Origin of the sequence: Micromonospora sp. D75 (assembly GCF_018070405.1) — a bacterium.
Lineage (GTDB): Bacteria > Actinomycetota > Actinomycetes > Mycobacteriales > Micromonosporaceae > Micromonospora > Micromonospora chalcea.
Window position 1 is genome coordinate 1 of sequence record NZ_JAGPXV010000063.1, and the last position, 15869, is coordinate 15869.

The following is a 15869-nucleotide window of genomic DNA, read 5'->3' on the forward strand; positions in this document are numbered from 1 at the left end:
GCACCCGGGTCAGTGTGTCGACAACCGGGTGCCGGCCGCGCTCGCCGACCTGCTGCTGCCGCAGGCGCAGGACGCGCTCGACGAACTTGTCGACGCGCACCTCGTCGAGGAGGTGGAACCGGGCCGCTACCAGCTGCACGACCTGATCCGCGAGTACGCGCGCACGCTCGGCGCCGGACGCGAGACCGCCGACGAGCGGCGGGCGGCGGTGGGCCGTCTCATCGACTTCCATCTTCAGGTCACCGCGTCCATCGGGCGGTCGCTGGAGACGGGCGCCGAGCCGTCCCTGTTCGACCTGCCGGAGCCGGCGCGGCCCGACCTGGTGGCAGCCACTGTCGGCCTCGGCCGAGCATGGTTGGAGGAGAACCGCTCGACCCTGACGGCGCTCGTCCGGCTGGCGGAGAACGAGGGTTTTCTCCGGCAGAGCTGGCAGTTCGCCCGGGTCGCCTGGGTCAGCAACTTCTACGGCGGTCGCCTGGACGACCTGATCGAGACGCATCAGATCGGTCTGCGGGCCGCCGAGCGCCTGGGCGACGAGGAGGCCGTTGCGACGATGCTCAACTATCTCGCCTCGGCGGACTACCGCCGGGCGCGGTTCGCCGAGGCCATCCGGCGGCTGGAGGCGGTGGTCGGTATCTACCGCAGGCTCGACCGGCCGGGCGAGCTGCGCAAGGTGCTGGGCAACCTCGGCACCGCGTACGCGGTCGACGGGCAGCACCAGCGGGGTATCGAACTCCTGACCGAGTCCGCGGCGATCGCCCGCCGGTCGGGCGAGTCGTCGTGGTTGTCCAACCTGCTGAACAACCTCTCGTTCACCCTGATCTCGCACGGCCGGTACGACGAGGCTGTGCGGATGTGCCGCAACCAGATGGCTGTCGCACGGCAGGCCGGCGACCTGCGGCAGCTCGGCAACTCGATCGGGCACCTCAGCATGGCGCGGCACCGGCGCGGCGAGCACGGGCCCGCACGCCGGCTCCTGCGCGCCGGCCTGAGGCTCAAGCGCCGGGTGGGCAACCGGTACGGCGAGGGCGAGCTGCTCAACGAGCTGGGCATGATGGAGCGCGAGGAGGGCCGGCCGGAGCTGGCCGCCTCGCTGCACCGGGACGCCCTCGTGGCCATGATCGACGCCGGGGATCTGGTCGGGCAGTGCGCCTCCCGGAACCTGCTGGCCCGGGCGATCTTCGACCAGGGTGACGTGGCCAGCGCGCTGGACCTGCACCGCCGGGTGCTAGCCGACGCCGAGCGGCTGGGCCTGCGCTACGAGCAGGCCCGCGCCCTGGACGGCCTCGCGCGATGCCTGCGCCACGACGACCCCGACCAGGCCCGCCGGTACGCCGGGCGTGCGCTGGCGCTGTTCCGTCAGGTCGAGACGCCGGACCAGCGGGACACCGAGAAGCTGCTGGTCGAGCTGGGCTGAGGGGGCCGCCACTTTCCCTGCACTCCGACCGGCGGCGCGGCAGGATGGTAGGCGTGACGACTCCAGAGGCGACCGGCTACCGGATCGAACGCGACTCGATGGGCGAGGTGGAGGTGCCCGCCGAGGCACTGTGGCGGGCGCAGACCCAGCGCGCGGTGCAGAACTTCCCGATCTCGGGGCGCGGGCTGGAACCGGCCCAGATCAAGGCCCTGGCGCAGATCAAGGGGGCGGCGGCACTGGTGAACGGTGAGCTGGGGGTGATCGACGCGGACGTGGCGCAGGCGATCGCCACCGCCGCCGCGCACGTCGCCGAGGGCGGCTACGACGACCAGTTCCCGGTGGACGTGTTCCAGACCGGCTCCGGTACGTCGTCCAACATGAACACCAACGAGGTGATCGCCACCCTCGCGAGCCGCGAGCTGGGCCGCGACGTGCACCCGAACGACCACGTCAACGCGTCGCAGTCCAGCAACGACGTGTTCCCCACCTCGATCCACCTGGCCGCCACGCAGTTCGTGGTGGAGGATCTGATCCCGTCGTTGAAGCAGCTCGCGGGCGCGCTGGAGGAGAAGGCGGCCGAGTTCGAGACGGTGGTCAAGGCCGGGCGTACCCACCTGATGGACGCCACGCCGGTCACGCTCGGGCAGGAGTTCGGCGGCTACGCGGCGCAGGTCCGCTACGGCGTCGAGCGGCTGGAGTCGGCGTTGCCCCGGCTGGCCGAGCTGCCGCTGGGCGGCACCGCCGTGGGCACCGGCATCAACACGCCGCTGGGGTTCGCCGAGCGGGTGATCGGCAAGCTGCGGGAGTCGACCGGGCTGCCGTTGACCGAGGCGCGCAACCACTTCGAGGCGCAGGGCGCCCGGGACGCGCTGGTGGAGACCTCGGGCCAGCTCCGTACCGTCGCGGTCGGTCTCTACAAGATCGCCAACGACGTGCGCTGGATGGGTTCCGGCCCGCGCGCCGGCCTGCGTGAGCTGCGCATCCCCGACCTCCAGCCCGGCTCGTCGATCATGCCCGGCAAGGTGAACCCGGTGGTGGCCGAGGCGATGCGGCAGGTCTGCGCCCAGGTGGTCGGCAACGACGCGGCGGTGGCGTTCGCCGGGTCGCAGGGCGACTTCGAGCTGAACGTGATGCTCCCGGTGATGGGCCGCAACCTGCTGGAGTCGATCAAGCTGATCGCCGCGTCCAGCCGGCTGTTCGCCGAGCGGCTGGTGGCCGGCCTGGTCGCGGACGCCGAGGTCTGCCTGGCGTACGCGGAGGGCTCGCCGTCGATCGTCACCCCGCTCAACCGCCACCTCGGGTACGACGAGGCCGCCTCGATCGCGAAGGAGGCGCTGGCCAAGCAGGTGTCCATCCGCGAGGTGGTGATCTCCCGGGGTCACGTCGACTCGGGCAAGCTCACCGAGACCCAGCTGGACGAGGCGCTGGACCTGCTCCGGATGACCCACCCCTGAGACCGGCGCCGGTAATTGCCTCGACCCGTCACCGTGGGCGCGGCATGATCCGACGGTGCGTGACGACGGCGGGGTGCTGCTGGAGACCGCGCGGCTGACGCTGCGCCGGTTCACGATGGACGACGTGGACCGGTTGGTGGCGCTGGACGCCGACCCGGAGGTCATGCGCTTCCTGACCGGCGGCGTGCCGACCCCGGCCGCGACATTCCGGGACGACGTGCTGCCCCGGGTGCTCGCGCAGTACACCCGGCACCCCGGGCTCGGCCGCTGGGCGACGCTCGACCGGTTCACCGGCGAGTTCCTCGGCTGGCACTCGCTCGACCCGTCCGACGACGGCGCCGAGGCGGAGCTGGGCTACCGGCTGCGCCGCGCGGCGTGGGGGCACGGGCTGGCCACCGAGGGCGCGCGGGCGCTGGTGCGGCACGCGTTCGACACGGTCGGCGTCCGCCGCGTGTGGGCGCAGACGATGGCGGTGAACGACCGCTCCCGGGCGGTCATGGCCCGCGCCGGGTTGCGCTACGTCCGCACGTTCCACCTCGCGTTCGACGAACCGATCCCGGGTACGGAGCACGGCGAGGTGGAGTACGAGCTGTCCCGGGAGGACTGGCCCGCGACCCGTCAGGACTGGGACGCCGCCCTGCGGGCCCGGTAGGCGCTCACCGCGGCCCGGTTGCCGCAGCCGGCGTCGCAGAACCGGCGGGAGCGGTTCCGGGACAGGTCGACAAGCACGTTGTCGCAGTCGGGGTGGTCGCAGTGCCGCAGCCGGCTCAGCTCGCCCATGCGTACCAGGTCGGCCATCGCCATCGCGGCCTCGACCGCCATCCGGGTCGCCAGCGGCGCGTCCCGCGGCACCGCGTGCAGGTGATACGGCTCGTCGTCGTGCCGGACGAGTTGCGGCAGCGCGTGCGACTCGCGCAGCAGCCGGTTGACGATCGCCACCACCTCGTCGGTGTCGGCGTACCAGATGCGGCGCAGCCGGGGCCGCAGCGCGCGGACCTGGCGTAGTTCGGTCTCGGTGTGCTCGTGCCGGCCGCTCCACCCGTGGGTGGTGAAGAAGGCGTCCAGGGCGGCCACGTCGGGCAGCCCTTCCCGGTCGCCGTCGGCGGTGTTCACCAGTGCGGCGGCACCGACCAGCGCGCATTCGGTGTCATGAGCGAAAAGCAACTTGACTCCTGTCAGGGGCTCCGCCTAGCGTCATCAGCATAACCGTCCTTCACTCATGACCTGGAGCTGTCGATGCGTGAACGATCCGGCGTCGGGCTCGGTCTGGCACTGCTCTCCGCGATCACGTTCGCGACCTCGGGCACCTTCGCCCGCCCGCTGATCACCGGCGAGTGGTCGGCGGTCGCGGTGGTGGTCGCCCGGGTCGGCATCGCCGCGCTGGTGCTCGCCGTGCCCGCCCTGCTGGCCCTGCGCGGCAAGTGGTCGGTGCTGCGGCGCAACGGCGTCACGGTGCTGCTGTTCGGGCTGCTCGGCGTCGCCACCGCGCAGGCGTGCTTCTTCAACGCGGTCCGCTACCTCCCGGTCGGTGTGGCGCTGCTGCTGGAATACCTCGGCATCGTGCTGGTGGTCGGATGGATGTGGCTGGTCCACGGGCAGCGCCCGCGAGCGCTGACGGTGGCCGGCTCGGTCACCGCCCTGTGCGGGCTGGCGCTCGTCCTCGACCTCACCGGCGCCGGCCGCCTGGACCCGGTGGGCGTGCTGTGGGGTCTCGGCGCGGGCGTCGGGCTGGCCGGATACTTCGTCATCGCCGGCCGGATCGACGCCGAACTGCCGTCGGTGGTGATGGCCAGCGGCGGCATGGCTGTCGGCGCGCTGGTGCTGCTCCTGCTCGGCGGCATCGGCGCGCTGCCGCTCGCCGCCGGCACCGCCGACGTCACCTTCGCCGGGCACCAGGTGAGCTGGCTGGTGCCGATCGCCGGGCTGTCGCTGATCGCCGCCGTGGTCGCGTACCTGGCCGGGGTCGCCGGCACCCGGCTGCTCGGGGCCCGGCTGTCCTCCTTCGTGGGGCTGACCGAGGTGATGTTCGCGGTGCTGATCGCCTGGCTGGTGCTCGACGAACTGCCCAGCCTGATCCAGCTGGCCGGCGGGGTGCTCATCCTCGGCGGCGTCGCCCTGGTCCGGGCGGACGAACTGCGCGGCACACCTTCGGCGGCCACGTCCGCCGAGCCGGTGCTGGCAGGCGACCGGTGAGCGGGCCGCGCAGCGCTGTCGTCTTCGACGCCGACGAGACACTCGTCGACCTGCGCCCGGCGATCACCGGCGCGCTCGTCGCCGTACTGGAGGAGATGCGGCGGCGGACCCCGGCGGCGGCCGCGGTGTCGCTCGCGGACCTGGAGGAGGACTGGGGTGCGGTCTTCGGCGCGCTCAGCGCCGCCCCGGTGCAGGAGATCCGGCGGGCCGCGCTGGCCCGCTCGCTGGCCCGGGCCGGGCTGGAGACGGAGCTGGACGAGTTGGCGGAGTTGTTCTTCGCCCGCCGGTACGCGCTGAGCCGGCCCTTCCCCGACGCGCTGCCCGCGTTGGCGGCACTGCGCCCGCACCACGTGCTGGGCTTCGCCACGAACGGGAACAGCCGCGCCGAACGCTGCGGCCTCGCCGGGCAGTTCGCCTTCGAGTTGTACGCCCACGAGGGCGGCCTGCCGAAGAAGCCGGCCGGGGAGTTCTTCGCGGCCGTGGTGGCGGCCTGCGGGCTGCCCGCCGCGCGGATCGTGCACGTGGGCGACTCGCCGGAGCACGACGTGGTCGCCGCCCAGCGGGCCGGACTGCGTGCCGTCTGGCTCAACCGGGGCGGGCTTCCCCGGCCTCGGGGCCTCGAACCGGACGCCGAAGTGTCCACGCTCGCCGGACTGTCCACGGTGCTCAACACCTTGACAAGCGCGAATGCCTAGTTGCGGCCGATAACGGACGTCGATCTGGCGGAACCCGCTCCCGTGATGTGGGATGACACCACGTCCCTCAACGAGAGGATCTGATGTGGTGAGCAAGCGCTTCACCGTCGGCGCGGTCGCGGCTGCGGCCTCGCTGGCACTCACGGTGACCGGCCTGGGGATCCCGGCGAACGCCGCGCCGTCGGACACCCGGACCTTCACCGTGCTGGCCGAGAGCGGTGTGTCCACCGACGCCGCGATCGCCGCGATCACCGCCGCCGGCGGCACTGTCGTCGCCCGTACCGACGATGTCGGCCTCTTCCAGGTCACGAGCGACCGGGCGGACTTCGCCAGCCGGGCCACCGCCGCCGGCGCCCTGGTCGGCGCGGCCGAGGAGAAGGCGATCGGCCGCAAGCCGAAGCTGGACCGGGTCGAGCAGGAGCACCTGCTGGCCGCAGCGGCGACCAAGGGCAAGGCCGCCAAGAACAACGGCAAGAAGATGGACCCGCTCGACGACAAGCTCTGGGGTCTGGACATGATCCGGGCCGACAAGGCCCGCAAGATCGAGCCGGGTGACCGCAGGGTGACCGTCGGCATCCTGGACACCGGCGTCGACGCCAGCCAGCCCGACCTGGCACCGAACTTCAACTGGGCACTGTCGCGCAACTTCGCCCCGGACATCCCCGAGGTCGACGGCCCGTGCGAGGTGGCCAGCTGCCTCGACCCGGTCGGCACCGACGACGGCGGGCACGGCACCCACGTGGCCGGCACCATCGGCGCCGCCGCCAACGGCTTCGGCCTGTCCGGCGTGGCCCCGAACGTCTCCCTGGTCGAGCTGAAGGGTGGCCAGGACAGCGGCTACTTCTTCCTCAACCCGGTGGTCAACGCCCTGGTGCACGCGGGCCGCTCCGGCCTGGACGTGGTCAACATGTCCTTCTACGTCGACCCGTGGCTCTACAACTGCACCGCCAACCCGGCCGACTCGCCGGAGGCGCAGGCCGAGCAGCGCACCGTCATCGAGGCCATGAAGCGGGCGCTCAACTTCGCGCACCGCAAGGGCGTCACGCTCGTCGGCTCGCTCGGCAACAACCACGAGGACCTGGGCGCGCCGCGCACCGACGTGAGCAGCCCGGACTACGGCGCCGACCCGTACCCGCGCCCGATCGACAACGCGACCTGCTGGGACCTGCCGGTCGAGGGCCCGCACGTGATCGGCGTGTCGGCGGTCGGGCCGTCCGGCAAGAAGTCCGACTACTCGAACTACGGCACCGAGCAGATCTCGGTGGCGGCGCCGGGTGGCTGGTTCCGGGACGGCTTCGGCACCGACACGTACCGCACCGACGCCAACATGATCCTCTCCACGTACCCGAAGAAGGTGCTCCAGGAGGAGGGGTCGGTCGACGAGAACGGCAACATCGTCGCCGGCTTCGAGAACTCGGTGTTCAAGCAGTGCACCGCGAAGGGTGAGTGTGGCTACTACACCTACCTCCAGGGCACCTCGATGGCGTCCCCGCACGTCTCGGGCGTGGCGGCGCTGATCGTCAGCAAGCACGGCAAGAAGGAGGGCCGCAACGGCTACGGCATGGCGCCGAACCTGGTCGAGCAGCACCTCTACCGGACGGCGGCCGAGCACGCCTGCCCGGAGCCGCGGCTGCAGAGCTACACCAACGAGGGCCGGAGCGCCGAGTTCGACGCGTACTGCGCGGGCTCGCTGAACTTCAACGGCTTCTACGGCTACGGCATCGTCGACGCCTACGCCGCGGTGAAGACGCCGGTCAAGCCGAACGTGCGACCGTAACGACCGTTTCCCCGAGGTGGCGGTGTCCGGATCACCCGGACGCCGCCACCTCGGCGTTCCGGCGGGTGTCACGGGCGCCACCCCCGGGCCACCAGTGCGGCGCGGATCTCCCGCACCAGGTCGGGGAACTCCTTGCGCAGGCGGCGGCCGGTCACGTGCAGCACCAGCCAGCCGGCCGCGACGAGCTGGTTGAGCCGCCGCCGGTCGAGGTGCATCCGGTCCGCGTCGGAGTGCCACTGACCGTCGTACTCGACCGCGACGCGGAACTCCGGCCAGGCCAGGTCGGGGTGCAGGATCAGGCCGGTCGACACCCGCACCGGATACTGGGCCACCGCGCGGGGCAGGCCGGCGAGGGCGAGACGGACCCGCAGGTGGGACTCGGGCGGGGACTGGGCCAGCCCGTCGGTCAGGCCGAACACCCACGCCGCCCGCCGCCCACCGGGGCGGCAGGCGTTCCGGGCCGCCTCGCTCGCCAGCGCCGACCGGTTCACCGAACCGGTACGCAGCAGCCCGTCGATGATGCCGACCGCCTTCACCAGATCGGCCCAGACCGCTGTCTCCCAGGCACAGGCGGCCGGCTCGGTGCGTGGCGGCGGCCCGGCCAGGGTCAACGCCGCGCCGGGGGACGACTCTGTGAACGGGCTCGATGCGGCTGAGTTCTGCGGGTCGGCCGGGCCGGGCGGTCCGGGGTGGTTGTGGGGGTGGGCCGGATCCGGCGATCTGGTCCGGCCCGGTGTGCCCGGGAGGCGGTCCGCCGCAGGCGGTGCTGCTACGAGCGACCTGGTGCCGGTGGCAGGGCGTGTGCCTGCGGATGGGCTCGTGCCGTCGGGTGGGCTCGTGCGCGCGGGTGTGGCGGCGCCGACGGGGACCAGGAGGCCGCTGCGGGTGCTCGACATCGGGGCGTGGTGCACCCGGACACCCGGCTGGGAGTCGGCCCGGACCGTGGCCGGCAGCAGGACGTGCACGTCGTCGGTGAAGCCCGCGGCGTGCTCGACCCCGTGCAGGTAGGCCGCCGAAGGGCCGGCGATCGCCGCGCCGGGTGGCAGGCGCAGCAGTGCCGCGCGGCAGGCCAGCGCGTGGTCGCGGTCGAGCCGCGCGTCGGCGTAGACGTCCTGCCGGAGCCGGACCCAGGACGCGCCGCGCAGATGGTGCCGGGACAGCAGCCCGTGCCGGATCGCTTCCGAGCCCCGGAAGACCTGCCAGGCCAGCTCCGGTGGGCGATGAGGATGAGGTGGCATGTGACGAGCGTGGCGGCGCACGGGTCGAGATCGGTACCCCTGTGGACAGCCGCAACCGTGCCGCCCTCCGCGCCCTGTGGACAACCCCCGCGCGGCCTGTCCGCGTGCTATGGCCTTCGACCTGCTCATGATCCACTCCACCTCGGGGAGGTGGTGGTGTCCGGGCCGCTTGATGCAGCCACCTCGCCGAGCTGGCGTAAAGGGCGCGCGCGGGTCAGGAGAGCGCGGTGGCGACCGCCTCGGCGGCGGCCGTCACCTGGGCGCCGATGTCCGCCACGTCGAGCGGGGTCAGCGACACCACCCCGACGCTGCCCTCCAGGCCGGGCACACCCAGCACCGGCGCCGCCACCCCGTACGCGCCTGATTGAAGCTCGCCGCTGGTGCTCACCGGCCCCGGATCGCCGGCCCGCCCGGCCAGCACGGCCCGGCCGGCGGCGCCCCGCTCCAGGGGGTGCCGGGTGCCGGTCCGGTACGCCACGTGGAAGGACGTCCAGCTCGGCTCGACCACCGCGAGCGCCACCCCCTCGCCGCCCTCGACCACGGTCAGGTGGGCCGTCGCCCCGGTGCCCTCGGCGAGGCGGCGCAACGCCGGTAGCGCGCCCTCGGCGAGCAGCGGCTGGGCGCGGCGGGCCAGGTGCAGCACGCCCACGCCGATGCGCAGCCGGCCCTCGCCGTCGCGCCGGAGCATGCCGTGGCCGGTCAGCGCGCCGACCAGCCGGTAGACAGCGGCGCGGCCGATGCCCAGCCGGTGCGCCGCCTCGGTGACGGTGAGCCCGCCCGGCGCGTCCGCGACGAGGTGCAGCAGGCGCAGACCCCGGTCCAGGGTCTGTGCGGTCTCTCCCGTGCGCGCCGCCGTGTCCACAGCACGCAGCGTACGACCCGGCTCCGGCCAACCTCGAAATGTGCGGACGGCTACCCTTGTGAGGTGACGCTACGCCTGTATGACACCGCCACCCGATCGGTGCGGGACTTCGTCCCGCGGGAAGCCGGCAAGGTGGGGGTCTACCTGTGTGGTCTCACGCTCCAGGCCCCGCCACACATCGGCCACCTTCGCTCCGGCGTCAACTACGACGTGCTGCGCCGCTGGCTGCTCGACAAGGGCTTCGAGGTCACGTTCATCCGCAACCTGACCGACATCGACGACAAGGTCCTGGCCAAGGCGATGGAGCAGGCCCGGCCGTTCTGGTCGATCGCGTACACCAACGAGCAGATCCTCGCCGCCTCCTACCGGGCGCTCAACGTGCTCCCGCCGACGTATGAGCCGCGGGCCACCGGGCACGTCCCGGAAATGCACGAGCTGATCGCCCGGCTGATCGAGACCGGTCACGCCTACCCGGCCACCGACGGCTCCGGCGACGTCTACTTCGACGTGGCCTCCTGGCCGGCGTACGGCTCGCTGTCCGGCCAGTCCCCGGCGGACATGCAGCCGGCCGGTGACGCCCCCGACCGGGGCAAGCGGGACCCGCGAGACTTCGCGCTCTGGAAGGGCGTCAAGCCGGACGAGCCGGCCGACGCCTCGTGGCCGTCGCCGTGGGGTCGCGGCCGGCCCGGCTGGCACATCGAGTGCTCGGCCATGTGCTGGCGTTACCTCGGCCCCGAGTTCGACATCCACGGCGGCGGGCTCGACCTGACGTTCCCGCACCACGAGAACGAGATCGCCCAGTCGCAGGCCGCCGACCTGCCGTTCGCGCGCTACTGGGTGCACCACGGCCTGCTCGGCATCGGCGGCACCAAGATGGGCAAGTCGCTGGGCAACACGCTCGACCTCGACTACGTGGCCTCGCTCGGGGTGCGCCCGGTGGAGCTGCGCTACTACTACGTCGCCGCGCACTACCGGTCCCGCATCGACTACTCCGAGGACGCGCTGCGCGAGGCCGCCGTGGCGTACCGGCGGGTCGAGGGCTTCGTGCAGCGGGCGGCCGAGCGGGTCGGCGGCGGCCGGCCCGGCGACCTGCCGGCCGCTTTCGTCGCAGCGATGGACGACGACCTCAACACCTCGGCGGCGCTCGCGGCGCTGCACGAGGTGGTCCGCGACGGCAACACCGCGCTGACCGCCGGTGACGATGTGACCGTCCGCACGACGCTCGCCTCCACCCGGGCGATGCTGGATATCCTCGGCGTCGACCCCCTGGACCCGGCCTGGACCGGCGGCGGCCGCACGGACGACCTGCGCGGCGTGGTGGACTCCCTGATCGCGCTGGCCCTGGAGCAGCGCGCGCAGGCCCGCGGCCGCAAGGACTGGGCCGCCGCCGACGCCGTACGCGACCAGCTCAAGCAGGCCGGCGTGGTCGTCGAGGACACCCCCCAGGGCCCGCGTTGGACTATTGGAGAGCAGGACTGATGGCCGGCAACTCACAGCGCCGAGGCCGGCGACTGGCACCGAAGGCGGGCGCCCCCAAGGGCACCGGCGGCAAGAACAAGGACTCCCTCGCCGGGCGTGGGCGCACGCTGCCCGCCGACGAGCGGCCGTGGCACAAGGCGTACTCGGGCACCGAGAAGCTGCCCCAGCGCACCGCCTGGAAGCAGGAGAAGGAGCGCCGCGCCGCCGCCGAGGAGGGCCGCGCCCCCAAGATCGGCCAGCCCGGCACCAAGGACACCACCTGGGGCAAGGGCGGTGGCCGGGGCACGCCCACGACGAAGGGGCGGGGCGGAAAGCCGGCCGGCCGGGGCGGCCCCCGGGTCGCGCCGGGCCGCAAGGCCAACCCGGCGAAGGACAGCCCCGAGCTGCTGGTCGGGCGCAACCCGGTGCTGGAGTCGCTGCGCACCCAGGTGCCGGCGACCGCCCTCTACACCGCGCAGGGCATCGACGTCGACGACCGGGTCAAGGAGATCGTCCGTACCGCCGCCGACCGGGGCATCGCGATCCTGGAGGTCAGCCGCGCCGAGCTGGACCGGATGACCGGCGGGGTGCTGCACCAGGGCGTCGGCCTCCAGGTGCCGCCGTTCGCCTACGAGCCGTTCGACGACCTGGTGGCCGCCGCGCTGGAACAGGCCGCCCCGCTGCTCGTCGCGCTGGACGGCGTCACCGACCCGCGCAACCTCGGCGCGGTCATCCGGTCGGCCGCCGCGTTCGGCGCGCAGGGTGTGTTCGTACCCGAAAGGCGTGCCGCCGGGATCACCGCGACCGCCTGGCGGACCAGCGCCGGCGCGGCCGCGCGCGTGCCCGTCGCCCAGGTCACCAACCTGACCCGGTCGCTCAAGGCGTGCAAGGACGCCGGCTTCGTCGTGGTCGGCCTGGACGCCGACGGGCAGACCGACCTGTACGACCTGGAGGCCGCCGTCGGCCCGCTCGTCGTGGTGGTCGGCTCGGAGGGGCGCGGCCTGTCCCGCCTGGTCGGCGAGACCTGCGACCTGACCGTCAGCATCCCGATGGTCTCCGACGTGGAGTCGCTCAACGCGAGCGTCGCCGCCGCCGTCACGCTGGCCGAGGTCGCGCGCCGCCGGTCCGTCGAGGTCTGATCGAGAGTACGAAAAAGGGGCGGTCCGCCGTGGCGGGCCGCCCCTTTTCTCGCGTACGTCAGATCCGCTGGCCGGTGGCGGAGTGGAAGACGTGGCTGCGGCCGGTACGCGGCTTGACGAACACGGTGTCACCCATGTTCGGCATGCTGCGCCGGTCGGTACGGACCACGAACCGCTCGTTGTGGCCCTCCAGCGCGGCGTGGCCGTAGACGTTGGCGTCGGAGCCCAGGTCCTCGACCAGCTCGACCACCACCGGCATGCCGCCCTCGGACGGGCTGACCAGGTCGCAGTCCTCCGGCCGGAAGCCGACGGTGACCTTGCCGTCGCCGCCCTCGGCGCTGGCCGCCTGGACCTGCTCGCGGGTCAGCGGCACGATCATCTCGGCGAACGCGCCGCCCTGCTCGGTCAGCTTCACCGTCTTGATGTTCATGGCCGGGGAGCCCATGAAGCCGGCGACGAAGACGTTGGCCGGGGTGTCGTAGAGCGCCCGCGGGGTGTCCACCTGCTGGAGCACGCCGTCGAGCATGACCGCCACCCGGTGACCCATGGTCATGGCCTCGACCTGGTCGTGGGTGACGTACACGGTGGTGACGCCCAGCTTCGCCTGCAGCGAGGCGATCTGGGTACGGGTCTGGACACGCAGCTTGGCGTCGAGGTTCGACAGCGGCTCGTCCATGAGGAAGACCTGCGGCTCGCGGACGATCGCGCGGCCCATGGCGACACGCTGGCGCTGACCACCGGAGAGCGCCTTCGGCTTGCGGCTGAGGAACTCCTCCAGCTGGAGCAGCCCGGCCGCCTCCTTGACCCGCCGGTCGATCTCCGACTTCGAGGTCTTGCGCAGCTTGAGCGCGAACGCCATGTTCTCGTACACCGTCATGTGCGGGTAGAGGGCGTAGTTCTGGAAGACCATCGCGATGTCGCGGGCCTTCGGCGGGAGGTGCGTGACGTCGCGGTCGTCGATGTAGATCGCGCCGTCGTCGACGTCCTCCAGGCCGGCGAGCATCCGGAGGCTGGTGGACTTGCCGCAGCCGGACGGACCGACCAGGACGAGGAACTCCCCGTCACCGATCTGGAGGTCGAGCTGGTTGACGGCGGGGCGCTCGGTGCCCGGGTAGATCCGGGACGCCTTCGCGTAGGTGACCGTAGCCATGATGGAGCGCTTCCTTTCACCGGCAGGAACGTGCCGGACGATCCGAGTGAAGGAGCGACCGGCGCCCAAGGCACCGGCCAACGGGGTCGTCGCTCAGGCAGCCGAAGCCCGCCGGAGTGTCGTCCGTGTCACTGCACGGTAAACGGCTTTCGCGATCGTGCCAAGACGTGTCGCTCCGGGTGGGATGGACGGCATACGCATAACGGTCAGCAGGGCACTGCGAGGCATCAATCTCCCCGTTGGGAGCGTGCCCGGGCGATGATCCATCGGCCGCCCCGGTCGGGATGCCGACGTTTTCCGTGCTCGGGAGCCCTGCGAGGCGGGATTTCCGGGGCTCAGTCGCTATGCTGAGCCCGACGCACGCGCCCCTGTAGCTCAGCTGGCCAGAGCACTCGCCTTGTAAGCGAGATGTCGCCGGTTCGATCCCGGCCGGGGGCTCCAATTCCATCAGGCGTTTCGCGGCGGCAGCCGCTGCGATCTGGCCGGATGACAGCAACGAGGGTCACGACCGCCCGTCACAGGCCCTAGCCTGACGGCCATGACTCTTGATCTCATCCTGCTACCCGAGCCCGTCGGACAGCCCTCGCTGAAGGCGTCGGACGGCGAACGGAAGGGTGCGGGTGAGCCGTCCGACTCGCAGGCATGGGACGCCATCGTTTCCGGCGTACGGGACGTCGTCGGCGAGGTGGTTCTGGGCGAGGACGGCCCGAGCCGCACGCTGACGCACCAGCCCAGCGGCATTACGGTGCGCTACCGGTCCGGTGAGACGGCCATCAATCTGCCGTTCTGGCACAGTGGCAGTGACGTGGATGCTGAAGGGCTCGTCCGGACCATGTACCGGATCGGGCACGTGGTAGCGGACGCTACGGGCCTGGTCGCCCATGTTTCGCAACTGGGTGTGCCGCTGACCGAAGCTGAGTCCAGGATCGACGCTGCGGTCGATCTGCTGTTGGACGATCCCGTTTCGTCTCACCTCTGGCCGCGCGATGGGTTCCGGGTCTACTTCACCGGGTCCGTCACCCTTGCCGACGCCGTGCAGCGCCTGAAGTCGATGGTGGTGGCCGAGGAGAGCGACCGATTCACCGTCCAATGGTCCGATGGTCCCCGGCTGGAGGTGACCTTCGACGCGGGGCCACGGATTGTCGCTGAGGCCGCTGAGGTCGCCGAGGACTATGGCATCCCCGAGATGGCCACCTACGACCGCCGGTTCCAGGTCACGTTCGACGATCTCGACGAGGTGCTCCAGGAGATCAACACCCTGATCGAGGTCAACCTGCAGCTCCAAGATCTCACCGGCGGTTACGTGAAACGTTCCTGGAACGACGAGGTGTCGCCGCCGTACGACGACCCGGTGGACGGCAGCTAACGGACCTGTACCTCGCACTCCGGACAAGATGCCGACAACACCGCAGGTCAGCTGACCTGCCCTGGTCCGTGAGGAACATGCCGGTCACGCCCACCGCGGTCAGGGCCACGGCGACCGTCACGCCGCCGCTGCCCTGAGTGACGCCGGCGGAGTCGGCGCGTCGGCGGTGCGGGGCGGCTCGATGCTCGACAACCGGACAGCTGTTCTTTACAGGGACGCCGATCGATGGACATGATCGTCAGGGAAGGTTGCTGTCACTTTCCTCGACGAAGGGTCGCCGTCATGCCGATCACGTCCGTCACCCTCACCCCGCGTGCCTGGCGCCGTGCCGCCGCGATCACCGCCGCCGCCCTCGCGGGCGCTGTTCTCGCCGCCGTGAACGGCCAGCCGGCCTCGGCCACCCCGCCCGGCATCCCCTCCCAGGCGACGGCGCAGTCGCAGCTCAACGCGCTGACAGTGGCCGCACAGGGCTCAATGTCCGGCTACTCGCGGGACCTGTTCCCCCACTGGATCACCATCACCGGAACCTGCAACACCCGCGAGCAGGTCCTCAAGCGGGACGGCACGTCCGTCGTGGTCAGCAGCTCCTGCGCCGCCACCTCAGGCCGCTGGTACAGCCCCTATGACGGTGCGACCTGGTACGCCGCCTCCGACGTCGACATCGACCACGTCGTGCCCCTGGCGGAGGCGTGGCGGTCAGGAGCCAACTCCTGGACGACGAGCCGCCGGCAGAGCTTCGCCAACGATCTGACCCGCCCGCAACTGATCGCGGTCACCGACAACGTCAACCAGGCCAAGGGCGATCAGGACCCCTCGACGTGGCAGCCGCCGCTGACGTCGTACCGCTGCACCTACAGCAAGATGTGGATCACCGTGAAGTACAACTGGGGCCTGACGCTCCAATCATCCGAGAAGTCCGCGCTGCAGAGCATGCTCGGCACCTGCGCCTCGTGACCGCAGGAGCCGTCGCTCGGGCCGGATGACAGCAGCGCGCACACCAGGGCCGCCCCGGACGGTGTCTTCCACCGGGCGGGGCGGCCGACACCGGGTGGCACGGGTCAGGGCGCCTCGGCCGGGCGGACGAGCGACGTCTCGGTCGGCTGGCCGGCGGCGGGACCGG

At 72.0% G+C, this 15869-nt stretch carries 14 protein-coding genes and 1 tRNA gene; 11 read left to right on the forward strand and 4 right to left on the reverse strand.

The window, feature by feature from the left end; genetic code table 11:
- The 3 genes from KBX39_RS06435 to KBX39_RS06445 all read left to right on the forward strand — a co-directional run.
- Positions 1–1417 (forward strand): tetratricopeptide repeat protein (locus KBX39_RS06435; protein WP_210869560.1); only part of this gene is annotated, 1417 nt, incomplete at its 5' end.
- Positions 1418–1461: 44 nt separating this feature from the next.
- Positions 1462–2871, forward strand: coding sequence for a class II fumarate hydratase (locus KBX39_RS06440; RefSeq protein ID WP_176722885.1), 1410 nt, complete (start codon positions 1462–1464; stop codon positions 2869–2871).
- 55 nt (positions 2872–2926) lie between these two features.
- Positions 2927–3523: a GNAT family N-acetyltransferase gene (locus KBX39_RS06445; RefSeq protein WP_166457732.1), complete on the forward strand. Its 597-nt coding sequence runs from the start codon at positions 2927–2929 to the stop codon at positions 3521–3523.
- Here the strand turns inward: KBX39_RS06445 and KBX39_RS06450 are convergent.
- A complete protein-coding gene (locus tag KBX39_RS06450) occupies positions 3490–4035 on the reverse strand; it encodes a CGNR zinc finger domain-containing protein (protein WP_069089593.1) in 546 nt (181 codons plus the stop codon). The genes KBX39_RS06445 and KBX39_RS06450 overlap by 34 nt on opposite strands.
- A gap of 72 nt (positions 4036–4107) precedes the next feature.
- Between KBX39_RS06450 and KBX39_RS06455 the strand changes: the two genes are divergently transcribed.
- The 3 genes from KBX39_RS06455 to KBX39_RS06465 all read left to right on the forward strand — a co-directional run bounded on the left by KBX39_RS06455 (position 4108) and on the right by KBX39_RS06465 (position 7536).
- Complete coding sequence (locus tag KBX39_RS06455; protein WP_166457733.1) at positions 4108–5064, forward strand: DMT family transporter; 957 nt, start codon at positions 4108–4110, stop codon at positions 5062–5064.
- Positions 5061–5759 carry an HAD family hydrolase gene (locus tag KBX39_RS06460; protein ID WP_210869562.1) on the forward strand — a complete coding sequence of 233 codons (699 nt, stop codon included), beginning with the start codon at positions 5061–5063 and terminating at the stop codon, positions 5757–5759. Before KBX39_RS06455 ends, KBX39_RS06460 begins: the two co-directional genes overlap by 4 nt.
- 88 nt (positions 5760–5847) lie before the next feature.
- Positions 5848–7536, forward strand: a complete 1689-nt coding sequence (locus KBX39_RS06465; RefSeq protein WP_064446854.1) for a S8 family serine peptidase — start codon at positions 5848–5850, stop codon at positions 7534–7536.
- Positions 7537–7604: 68 nt separating this feature from the next.
- On the opposite strand, the gene KBX39_RS06470 is transcribed toward KBX39_RS06465, so the two are convergent.
- Both KBX39_RS06470 and KBX39_RS06475 read right to left on the reverse strand, forming a co-directional pair.
- Complete coding sequence (locus KBX39_RS06470) at positions 7605–8774, reverse strand: hypothetical protein (RefSeq protein WP_210869564.1); 1170 nt, start codon at positions 8772–8774, stop codon at positions 7605–7607.
- A 214-nt stretch (positions 8775–8988) separates the two neighbouring features.
- Complete coding sequence (locus tag KBX39_RS06475) at positions 8989–9636, reverse strand: IclR family transcriptional regulator (protein WP_043327947.1); 648 nt, start codon at positions 9634–9636, stop codon at positions 8989–8991.
- Positions 9637–9699: 63 nt separating this feature from the next.
- On the opposite strand from KBX39_RS06475, the gene cysS reads away from it, so the two are divergent.
- Both cysS and rlmB read left to right on the forward strand, forming a co-directional pair.
- The gene (cysS, locus tag KBX39_RS06480) at positions 9700–11115 is read left to right on the forward strand and encodes a cysteine--tRNA ligase (protein ID WP_210869566.1); all 1416 of its coding nucleotides are present in this window, start codon (positions 9700–9702) and stop codon (positions 11113–11115) included.
- The gene (gene rlmB / locus KBX39_RS06485) at positions 11115–12233 is read left to right on the forward strand and encodes a 23S rRNA (guanosine(2251)-2'-O)-methyltransferase RlmB (protein ID WP_043327949.1); all 1119 of its coding nucleotides are present in this window, start codon (positions 11115–11117) and stop codon (positions 12231–12233) included. Before cysS ends, rlmB begins: the two co-directional genes overlap by 1 nt.
- A 58-nt stretch (positions 12234–12291) precedes the next feature.
- On the opposite strand, the gene KBX39_RS06490 is transcribed toward rlmB, so the two are convergent.
- On the reverse strand, positions 12292–13383 hold the full coding sequence (locus KBX39_RS06490) for an ABC transporter ATP-binding protein (RefSeq protein ID WP_043327950.1): 1092 nt from the start codon (positions 13381–13383) through the stop codon (positions 12292–12294).
- 364 nt (positions 13384–13747) lie between these two features.
- On the opposite strand from KBX39_RS06490, the gene KBX39_RS06495 reads away from it, so the two are divergent.
- From KBX39_RS06495 to KBX39_RS06505, 3 genes are all read left to right on the forward strand, one after another.
- A tRNA-Thr gene (locus tag KBX39_RS06495) sits at positions 13748–13824 on the forward strand.
- Between the two features lie 97 nt (positions 13825–13921).
- Positions 13922–14749, forward strand: a complete 828-nt coding sequence (locus tag KBX39_RS06500) for a hypothetical protein (RefSeq protein WP_113973557.1) — start codon at positions 13922–13924, stop codon at positions 14747–14749.
- Positions 14750–15031: 282 nt separating this feature from the next.
- Complete coding sequence (locus tag KBX39_RS06505) at positions 15032–15703, forward strand: HNH endonuclease family protein (RefSeq protein WP_210869568.1); 672 nt, start codon at positions 15032–15034, stop codon at positions 15701–15703.
- The last annotated feature ends 166 nt before the right edge of the window (positions 15704–15869 follow it).